General features: G+C 72.5%; 10 protein-coding genes. 8 read left to right on the top strand and 2 right to left on the bottom strand.

Going from position 1 to position 9,027, the window contains the following annotated elements; all coding sequences use genetic code 11:
• Positions 1 to 627 (bottom strand): GntR family transcriptional regulator (locus tag SZ60_RS16635; RefSeq protein WP_052505396.1); only part of this gene is annotated, 627 nt, incomplete at its 3' end.
• Between the two features lie 102 nt (positions 628 to 729).
• Here SZ60_RS16635 and SZ60_RS12915 point away from each other — a divergent pair.
• Both SZ60_RS12915 and SZ60_RS12910 read left to right on the top strand, forming a co-directional pair.
• Entirely contained in the window at positions 730 to 1,638 is a 909-nt protein-coding gene (locus tag SZ60_RS12915; RefSeq protein ID WP_043596540.1) for a rhodanese-related sulfurtransferase, read from the top strand.
• A 59-nt stretch (positions 1,639 to 1,697) separates the two neighbouring features.
• Positions 1,698 to 2,183 (top strand): pyridoxamine 5'-phosphate oxidase family protein, encoded by a 486-nt coding sequence (locus SZ60_RS12910; protein WP_043596539.1) that lies wholly within the window; start codon positions 1,698 to 1,700, stop codon positions 2,181 to 2,183.
• Positions 2,184 to 2,315: 132 nt separating this feature from the next.
• On the opposite strand, the gene SZ60_RS12905 is transcribed toward SZ60_RS12910, so the two are convergent.
• Positions 2,316 to 3,020, bottom strand: a complete 705-nt coding sequence (locus SZ60_RS12905; protein ID WP_156155606.1) for a hypothetical protein — start codon at positions 3,018 to 3,020, stop codon at positions 2,316 to 2,318.
• Between the two features lie 143 nt (positions 3,021 to 3,163).
• Here SZ60_RS12905 and SZ60_RS12900 point away from each other — a divergent pair, with 143 nt between their 5' ends.
• From SZ60_RS12900 to SZ60_RS12875, 6 genes are all read left to right on the top strand, one after another.
• Positions 3,164 to 4,189 carry a 6-phosphofructokinase gene (locus SZ60_RS12900; RefSeq protein WP_043596536.1) on the top strand — a complete coding sequence of 342 codons (1,026 nt, stop codon included), beginning with the start codon at positions 3,164 to 3,166 and terminating at the stop codon, positions 4,187 to 4,189.
• Positions 4,190 to 4,338: 149 nt separating this feature from the next.
• Positions 4,339 to 4,848 (top strand): NfeD family protein, encoded by a 510-nt coding sequence (locus tag SZ60_RS12895; RefSeq protein ID WP_043596535.1) that lies wholly within the window; start codon positions 4,339 to 4,341, stop codon positions 4,846 to 4,848.
• Between the two features lie 11 nt (positions 4,849 to 4,859).
• A complete protein-coding gene (locus SZ60_RS12890; protein ID WP_043596533.1) occupies positions 4,860 to 6,257 on the top strand; it encodes an SPFH domain-containing protein in 1,398 nt (465 codons plus the stop codon).
• Between the two features lie 44 nt (positions 6,258 to 6,301).
• Entirely contained in the window at positions 6,302 to 7,282 is a 981-nt protein-coding gene (locus SZ60_RS12885; protein ID WP_043596532.1) for an MDR family oxidoreductase, read from the top strand.
• Positions 7,283 to 7,432: 150 nt separating this feature from the next.
• On the top strand, positions 7,433 to 8,122 hold the full coding sequence (locus SZ60_RS17545) for a GntR family transcriptional regulator (RefSeq protein WP_052505395.1): 690 nt from the start codon (positions 7,433 to 7,435) through the stop codon (positions 8,120 to 8,122).
• Complete coding sequence (locus SZ60_RS12875; protein ID WP_197073568.1) at positions 8,119 to 8,934, top strand: ABC transporter ATP-binding protein; 816 nt, start codon at positions 8,119 to 8,121, stop codon at positions 8,932 to 8,934. Before SZ60_RS17545 ends, SZ60_RS12875 begins: the two co-directional genes overlap by 4 nt.
• Positions 8,935 to 9,027 lie beyond the last annotated feature (93 nt).

Below are 9,027 nucleotides of genomic sequence, written 5' to 3'. Positions count from 1 at the left end.
GCGCGCGGCCTCGACGACACCCGCAGCGTCGGCCCGCTCGACGGCCGCGGCGGCGAGGTCGAGGGCGCGGGCGAGCCCGGTCGGCAGCCCGGTCGGCAGCGCCCGCAGGTGGTGACGCAACGGCAGGCCGACGAGGCGCAGCCGTTCGGCCGCCAGCCCGCCGGGAAGCCCCCGGTCGAGGGCGTCGGCCATCGGCCCGACCAGCTCGGCGAGACGGCCGGCAGCCCCGGCCCCTTCGGCACCCGCGCCGCTCGCTGCCACCACCCGCAGCTCGGCCGCGAGTCGGGCCCGATCGGGGTCGTCCGACGTCGCGACGAGCCCGTCGGCCTCGGCGGCGACCATCGCGCAGGCCGTGGCGAACAGGTCGGCGGCCTCGGCGGCGCAGGGCACGACGACGCGGGTCGCCCGCTTGGAGGTGGTCTCGACGAGTCGCAGGTCGCCGAGCTTCGCCAAGGCGACCCGGATGGGCGTGCGCGAGACGCCGAGCCACCGTTCGAGGTCGACGTCGCGCAGGCGCTCCCCCGGTGACAACGTGCCGTCGAACACGGCGGCGAGCAGATGGTCGAAGACCGCGTCCTTGTGCAGCCGGCGCGGGATGACGGGTCGTGCGGTGGCGGGGACGGGCATGGTGACCTCTCGGTGGCGCGTGGCATGTCTCATCCCATGATGAGGCATGCATGCCTCGTGTCGCCAGCACCCAGGGGGATGAGGTGCAACTACAGTGAACCGGTGGCCACACCCAAGATCGTCCTGTTCTACCTGTTCACCCCGTTGGCCGATCCCGACGCGGTGCGGCTCTGGCAGCGCGAACTGGCGGAGGCCCACGGGCTCACCGGGCGGGTGATCGTGTCACGCCACGGCATCAACGGCACCCTCGGCGGCGACCTGCCCGAGGTGAAACGCTGGCTGCGCCGCACCCACGAGTACGCCCCCTTCCGCCCGCTCGAGGTGAAGTGGAGCGAGGGCACGGGGGACGACTTCCCCCGGCTGTCCGTCAAGGTGCGCGACGAGCTCGTCACGTTCGGCGCCCCCGACGAGCTCGAGGTCGACGAGCACGGCGTGGTGGGCACCGGCGAGCGCCTGTCGCCCGACGAACTGCACGAGCTGGTCGCCCGGGAACAGGTCACGTTCTTCGACGGACGCAACGAGTTCGAGTCCCGCATCGGGCGGTTCCGCGGGGCCGTCGTGCCCGACGTCGACACCACCGGCGACTTCGTCGCCGAGCTCGACAGCGGACGCTACGACCATCTGAAGGACGAGCCCGTCGTCACCTACTGCACGGGCGGGGTGCGCTGCGAGGTGCTCTCGTCGCTGATGACGGCCCGCGGCTTCTCACGGGTCTACCAACTCGACGGTGGCGTCGCGCGGTACGGCGAGCGCTTCGGCGACGACGGCCTCTGGGACGGCTCGCTCTACGTCTTCGACGGTCGCGGCTCGGTCGAGTTCAGCGACCACGCGGCCGTGATCGGTCGCTGCGAGGTCTGCGGCACCGCGACCAGTCGCATGCAGAACTGCGTCGACGTGCAGTGCCGAGTGCAACTCGTCGCCTGCGACGGGTGCGGGGCACGAGGCGACGTGACCTGCGACCGGCACCGCGCCTCCTCGGTCCTCACCGCCGACGGGGCCCCGGCGCGGTGACGACCGACGGACCCCCGGTGCTGTGACCTCGGTCGGGGCTCCGGCGTAGGGTCCCCGGCATGACTGAGACCAACGACACCAAGAAGATCGGCGAGGTCCTCGACGCGGGCCGCATCGGCATCCTCACCACGCAGAGCAGCCACGGCCACCTCGTGAGCCGCCCCCTCGCACTCGTCGACCGCGACTTCGACGGCAAGGTGTACTTCTTCACGCGCGACCCCTCCCCCAAGGTCGACGACGTCAAGGCGCACCCGCAGGTGAACGTCGCCGTCGAGACCGGCAAGGGCTACCTGTCGCTCGCGGGCAAGGCGTCGATCGTGAAGGACTCCGCGCTCATCGACGAGCTCTGGACGACCGGCGCCGAGGCCTGGTTCGACAAGGGCCGCGAGGACCCGACCGTCGCCCTGCTCGAGGTCGACGTCGACACGGCCGAGTACTGGGTCAGCAACGAGCCGAAGGCCGTCACCCTCTTCAAGTACGCCAAGGCGGCCGTGACCGGCGGACACCCGAAGAACGTCGCCGACACCGGCACCGTCTCGCTCTAGCCGAGGAGGCGCGGCGCGGGTCGTGCGGGACGGCTCGCGCCCCCGCCGACCCGCGTCCGGTGTCGGTCCCCGCACGGTGTCGGCCAGCGGACGGTAACGCGCGGGGCGCATGCCGTGCGGTGGCCGGCCGGATCAGCCGCAGCTGACGGTCTGGCCGTCGCCGTTCACGTAGTCGCCCGGACCGAGCTGGGCGCAGGCCGTCGCGAGTTGCGAGTAGTAGTCGAGTGCCGCGATGGCGTACGCGAGGCTCAGGACGATGACGATCGAGGCGATCACCATGCCGGTCAGGGCGAGGGTGGCCGGTCGGCCGGCGGCCCGGGCGCGTCGAGCGGCCACGATGCCGAAGACCAGGCCGAGGGGCGCGAAGAAGACGCCGAAGACGATCGACGCGATCGCGAGACCACGGCCCTCGTCGTCGGTACGGGGCGGCGCTGACGACCAGTCGTCGTCGGCGGGGAAGAAGTACGAGCCGAGGCCCGCGTTCTCGGGCCGGGCGTCGGGCGCGGAGACGGTGTCGGGCGTGGACCCGGGCGGCGGCGCCCAGACCTGGCGACCGTCGGAGTCCCACGTCGGCGCGGCGGACTGCCCGCCGACGGGCTGCCCGCCGACGGGCCGTGTCGAGGTGGGCTGCGGGAAGAACGGCTGCTGCTGTCGCGTCGCGGGCATCGACGGTGCGCCGGAGGGGTCGAGCGGCCAGCCGCGATCGGTCACGCCCGCCTCGGGGTGCACCGGGCGAGGCGGACCGAACGGGAACTCGCCCCGGTCGGGCTCGGTCGGCGTCGGCCGGGCGAAGCGTGCCCACGGCGACGGCGGACGCCCCGGCTGCTCGTTGCTCATGCAGGCGAGGGTAGTACGGCCGCCTGCGCGACCGGGCAGGGCGGCGACCGGCCCCGTGGACAGGTGCCGCGCCTCCTCGTGGTCCATGATGGGTCTCGACCTCGGCCCGTCGATCGGGCCCTTCGATGCGATGGAGCCCCTCGATGCGAATCGGAATCCTCACCAGCGGTGGCGACTGCCCCGGTCTCAACGCGGTCATCCGCGGTGCCGTGCTCAAGGGCACGCAGATCCACGGACAAGAGTTCGTGGGCTTCCGCGACGGCTGGCGCGGCGTCGTCGACGGCGACGTGATGCCCCTCACCCGCAAAGAGATCCAGGGCATCGCCAAGCAGGGCGGCACGATCCTCGGGACGAGTCGCACGAACCCGTTCGAGGGCGACGGCGGCGTCGACCGCATCGCCGAGAACATGGAGCGCTTCGGCATCGACGCCATGATCGCCATCGGCGGCGAGGGCACGCTGGCCGCGGCCAAGCGGCTGACGGACGCCGGCCTCAAGATCGTCGGCGTGCCCAAGACCGTGGACAACGACCTCGGGGCGACCGACTACACCTTCGGCTTCGACACCGCGGTCCAGATCGCCACGGACGCCATGGACCGCCTGCGCACCACCGGCGACTCGCACAGCCGCTGCATGGTCGCCGAGGTCATGGGCCGACACGTGGGCTGGATCGCCCTGCACTCGGGCATGGCCGCCGGTGCCCACGCGATCCTCATCCCCGAGCAGGCGACGAGCATGGACCAGATCGTCGAGTGGGTGCAGTCGGCCTACGACCGGGGGCGCGCACCGTTGGTGGTCGTCGCCGAGGGGTTCGTGCCCGACCACGAGAGCGACGTGCACTCCGAGCGCGGCCTGGACGCCTTCGGCCGACCGCGCCTCGGCGGCATCGGCGAGCGCCTCGCCCCCGTCATCGAGGAGCGCACGGGCATCGAGACCCGCGCCACGACGCTGGGGCACATCCAACGCGGCGGCACGCCCACGTCGTACGACCGCGTGCTCGCCACACGGCTCGGCATGGCGGCGAGCGACGCGGTGGTCGAGGGGCGCTGGGGCCGCATGGTCGCCCTGCGAGGCACCGAGATCGTCCACGTCTCGTTCGAGGAGGCGCTCGACAGCCTCAAGGTCGTCCCACAGAACCGCTACGACGAGGCCGCGATCCTCTTCGGTTGACGGGAGCGGGGGTCGGGGGTCGGACAGGTCGTGGGCGGGGTCCTGCGGAACCGTCGTCGGCTCGTCCCCGGGGCCGGCCACTCCGGCGTCATCCCGGGGTCCGTCGCTCAGGCGATGTGCGCACGGACGGACTCTGACAGGCTCGACACATGATCACGTTCATCGTGGTGGGGGCGATCGGACTCCTGCTCCTGCTCGTCAGCATCGTCGTGGGCGACCTGCTCGACGTCTTCGACGTCGGCGACGGGCTCGTCTCGGGCGTCGCCCTGGGCGCGGCCTTGGCCATCTTCGGGCTCGCCGGGGTCGTCACGTCACAGACCGACCTCGCGTCGGGGTGGACGTACGCCGTCGCCGTCGGCATGGCGCTCGTCGCCCTCGTGTTGATCCAGCTCGTCGTCCGCCGCGTGACGCGCCGCGAGAGCGGGGGCCACTGGTCGCCCGTCGGGTTCGTCGGCGTCACGACCGAGGCCACCGGTCCGGCCGGCGGCGAGGTGCGGCTCGACGACGTCCGCGAGCTCGAGCGGCGGCTCGCGACCAGCGACGCGCGCATCGAGCGCGGCGTCCGCGTCCGCGTCGTGGCCGAGAACGGCCCGCGCGTGCAGGTCGAGGCGCTCGACGCCGACGACGCCTCCGCGTCGCGTGATCCCCAGACCAACTGAAAGGAAGCCCCGTGGACTTCATCTCCTCCAACGTCAGCGTCGTCGCCATCGTCGTCGCCGTCGTCATCGTGCTCGCCCTGCTGTCGTTCGTCGCCAGCCGCGTCCGCCGCGTCCCGCCGAACGAGGCGCTCATCGTGGTCGGCCGTGGCGCCGAACGATCCGAGGGCGGGGGCATCTTGAGCCCGCAGAAGGTCATCATCGGTGGCCGCACCTTCGTCTGGCCCATCTTCCAAGAGGGCTTCAAGCTGTCGCTCGAGCAGTACCAGACCCCGGTCGAGGTGCAGGCGATCGACGCCAACTACATCCGCACCGCGGTCAAGGCGACGGTCAACTTCAAGGTGACCGGCACCGAAGACGGGGTGCGCCGCGCCGCCCAGCGCTACCTGCTGCAGCAGCAGCAGCTCCCCGTCATCGTGCAGCAGTCGCTCGAGGGGTCGATCCGCGGTCTCATCGGCGGCCAGCCGGTCGACGACCTGGTCAAGAACTTCTCGCGCCTGGCGGCCGACGCCGTGAACGAGACGAAGGGCGAGCTCGCCGAGCTGGGCCTCCAGATCGAGACGATGAACATCCGCGAGATCGAGACGCCGGGCAGCACCTACCTGGCCGACCGTGGTCGCGCCGAGGCGGCCGTCGCGAAGCAGAACGCCGACGTCGCCGAGGCAGAGGCCGAGCGCATCGCCGCCCTGGCCCGCATCGGCAACACCCAGCAGACGGCCGAGCGCCAGCTGCAGCTCGACGTGCGCCAGGCCCAGATCAAGGCCGAGACCGACCGGGCACAGGCCGAGGCCTCCGCCGCGGGTGAGCTCGCCCGGGCCATGCAAGACAAGCTGGTCGCCGAGCAAGAGAGCATCGCCGTCGCCGAGCAGGCCAAGGTCAACCAGGAGCGACTCAACATCGAGGTCCGTCAGCCCGCCGAGGCCGCGGCCTACGCGTCGGTGCAGAACGCCGAGGCCGAGCGCGACGCGGCCAACGCCGCCGTCGAGGCCGAGGCGTTCCGCCGCACCCAGCTCGCCGACGCCGCCCGCAACGCGGCCGAGAACGAGGCCGCGGCGGTCGAGGCCGCCGGTCGGGCCGAAGCCGCGGCGATCAAGGCCAAGGGTCTCGCCGAGGCCGAGGCGGTCGACGCCCTGGCCGAGGCGCAGGGCAAGTTCGGCCAGGCGGCGCTCGCGTCGCAGGTCATCTCGCGTCTGCCCGAGATCGCTCGCGAGATGGCGGCCCCGATGGGCAACATCGACGCTCTGACGGTGGTCTCCACCGACGGCGCCAACGAGCTGACCAAGTCCGTCGCCAACAACATGACGCAGCTGCAGGACGTCGTGAAGGCCACGACGGGGCTCGACCTCGTCAGCGCGCTGGGTGGCTTCCTCGGGGGCAAGGCCGGGGCGTCCGGCCCCGTCGACCGCCCCTGACCTCCCCTGGCCTCGCCTGATCGCGCCCGCGTAGCCTCGGTCCCATGCGTGCGATCGTGGTCGAGAAGGGCAGGGCCGCCGAGCTGAGAGAGCTCGACGAACCGGTCGCCGGGCCGGGTGACGTCGTCGTCGACGTCACCTGGTCCGGCGTCAACTACAAGGACGGGCTCGCCTTGAGCGGCGACCCCGGGGTCGCCCGGGTCGATCCACTCGTGCCCGGCATCGACCTGGTCGGCGTCGTGGCCTCTTCGGGCTCCCCACGCTTCGCACCGGGCGACGAGGTGCTCGTCAACGGTGCCGGCCACGGCGAGACCAGGCCCGGCGGCTTCGCCGAGCGCGTCGTGGTCGACCCGGGCAGCGCCGTGCTGGTCCCCCGCGGCATCGATGCTCGGCGTGCCGCCGCCATCGGCACGGCGGGGTTCACGGCGATGCTCAGCGTCCTCCGGCTCGAACGCGACGTCCGCCCCAACGACGGCGACGTCGTGGTGACCGGGGCGGCCGGAGGCGTCGGGTCGGTGGCGATCGCGGTGCTGAGCCGCCTCGGGTACTCGGTCAGCGCCTCCTCGGGTCGCGTCGCCGAGCAGGGCGACTACCTCCGCTCGCTCGGGGCCTCCACCCTGATCGACCGAGACGAGCTGTCCGGCGCGGGCAAGCCGATGCAGCGGGCCCGCTGGGCCGGCGGCGTCGACTCGGTCGGCAGCCACACCCTCGCCACCGTCCTGGCACAGACCCGCTGGGGCGGCACCGTGACGGCGTGCGGGCTCGCCCAGGGGGCCGACCTGCCGACGACGGTGCTGCCCTTCATCCTGCGGGGCGTGACCCTGGCCGGCGTGAACTCGGTGGACGCCCCGCTCGAGCTGCGGCAGCGTGCCTGGGACCGGCTGGCGCGAGACCTCGACCTCGACCTGCTCGACTCGATGACCGACGAGGTCGCCCTGGCCGACGTCGTGGACGCCGGCGAGGCGATCCTGGCGGGTCGGACCCGAGGCCGGACGGTCGTGCGGGTCGGCGCATCGCGAATCTAGAACTCCGGATCACCCATACGTACTCAGCCCACGGGTTTATGCTCGACATGTCGGCGACCGGTTCAGGGCCGGGTCGACGAACCCGACCGACCGCGGTGCCCCGCACCGACGACCGTCGCCACCCATCCGCACACACGACGGAGGCCCCCGATGCCGATCCCCCAGAACGACGACCAGACTCCCGCTCCCCGCCGCCTGCTGCGCGACGTCGTCTACGACAAGATGTTCGCCGCGATCATCGACGGCACCCTCGAGTTCGGCGAACGCCTGAACGACGACCAGCTCGTCGCCTGGCTCGGCGTCTCCCGCACGCCCGTCCGCGAGGCCATCGCCAAGCTCGCCGACCAGGCCCTGGTCGACATCGAGGCCAACCGTTACACGCGCATCGTCGACCCCTCGTACGGCGAGTTCGTCGACACCGTCGACGTCGGTTACGCCGTCTGGTCGCTCTTCGTCGAGCGGGCCGTGCCCAAGCTCGACAAGGCCCAGCGTGCCGAGGTCGTCGGCCTGCTCGACACCCGGGCCAAGGCCTTCAAGGCGAAGAAGGAAGAAGACATCGCGGGCCTCGTACGGGCCAACGAGATCCTGCTGGCCGCGGCCGACAGCGAGTCCTTGACGCGCCTGTGGTCGAACACCGGCCCGCGCCTCCTGCTGCTGCTGCGTCGCCCGTCGGCCAACGGCATCTTCGACTACCCGCAGGCCCACGCGTTCACCGTCGCGTTCCGTGACGCCGTCAAGGCGGACGACGCCGAGGCGGCCGCCGCCGCCGTGCGCGAGCAGCCCGCGCGCCTCCAGGGCCTGTTCGACCAGGTGCGCGAGGCGGGCATCTACCGCGCGTGACCTCAGCTCCTCCCGCGGCCGCCCCGGCGCCGCCCGTGCTCGACGTCGTCGACGCACGGGTGACCCGGGGCGGTCGTGATCTGCTGCACGACGTGTCGTTGCGAGTCGAGGCCGGCCAGCACTGGGCTCTGATCGGCCCCAACGGAGCCGGCAAGACCACGCTGCTGACGCTGTGCGGTGCGCTCGGCCATCCGAGCGCCGGCACGGTCGACGTCCTCGGCCGACGCCTCGGACGCGTCGAGCTGAGCGAGCTCCGCCGTCACATCGGCCACGTCGACCCCCGCCACCGCATGGTGGGCGACAACACCGTGCGCGAGGTCGTGCTGAGCGGCTTCACCGGCAGCAGCGACCCGGTGCCCCGCTGGTCCCCCACCGACGAGCAGGAGGCGCGGGTCGTCGACCTCGTCGCGAGCGTCGGCCTCTCGTCCCGCATGTCGGCACGGTGGAGCGTCCTGTCCCAGGGCGAACGTGGTCGGGCCCTGATCGCCCGCGCCCTGGTCTCACAGCCGGCCCTGCTGTTGCTCGACGAACCCGCCACGGGACTCGACGTCGCGGCGCGGGAACACCTGCTCGACACCGTCGACGAGCTGCGCACGATCCACCCCGGGATGGCCTCGGTCACCGTCACCCACCACCTCGAGGACCTGCCGAGCAGCACGTCGCACGCCCTGCTGCTGCGCGACGGCGGGATCTTCGCCACCGGCCCGGCCGACGACGTGCTGACGTCCGACCTCGTGTCGGGGGCGTTCGACCACCCGCTCGTCATCGACCGGGCCGACGGACGCTGGTCGGCCCGGGCCCGCCGCCGCTGACCCGACCGGTGCATCACGGCGCCCCGCGCAGCCGCTGCCGGAGTGCCCGCCGCCGGCCCACCCGACCAGCCGGCCACCCGCCACCCCGCCACC

Source organism: Frigoribacterium sp. MEB024, assembly GCF_000878135.1.
Classification (GTDB): Bacteria; Actinomycetota; Actinomycetes; order Actinomycetales; family Microbacteriaceae; genus Frigoribacterium.
The sequence above is the reverse complement of the archived record's forward strand: the minus strand, read 5'-3'. Positions and strand labels throughout refer to the sequence as shown.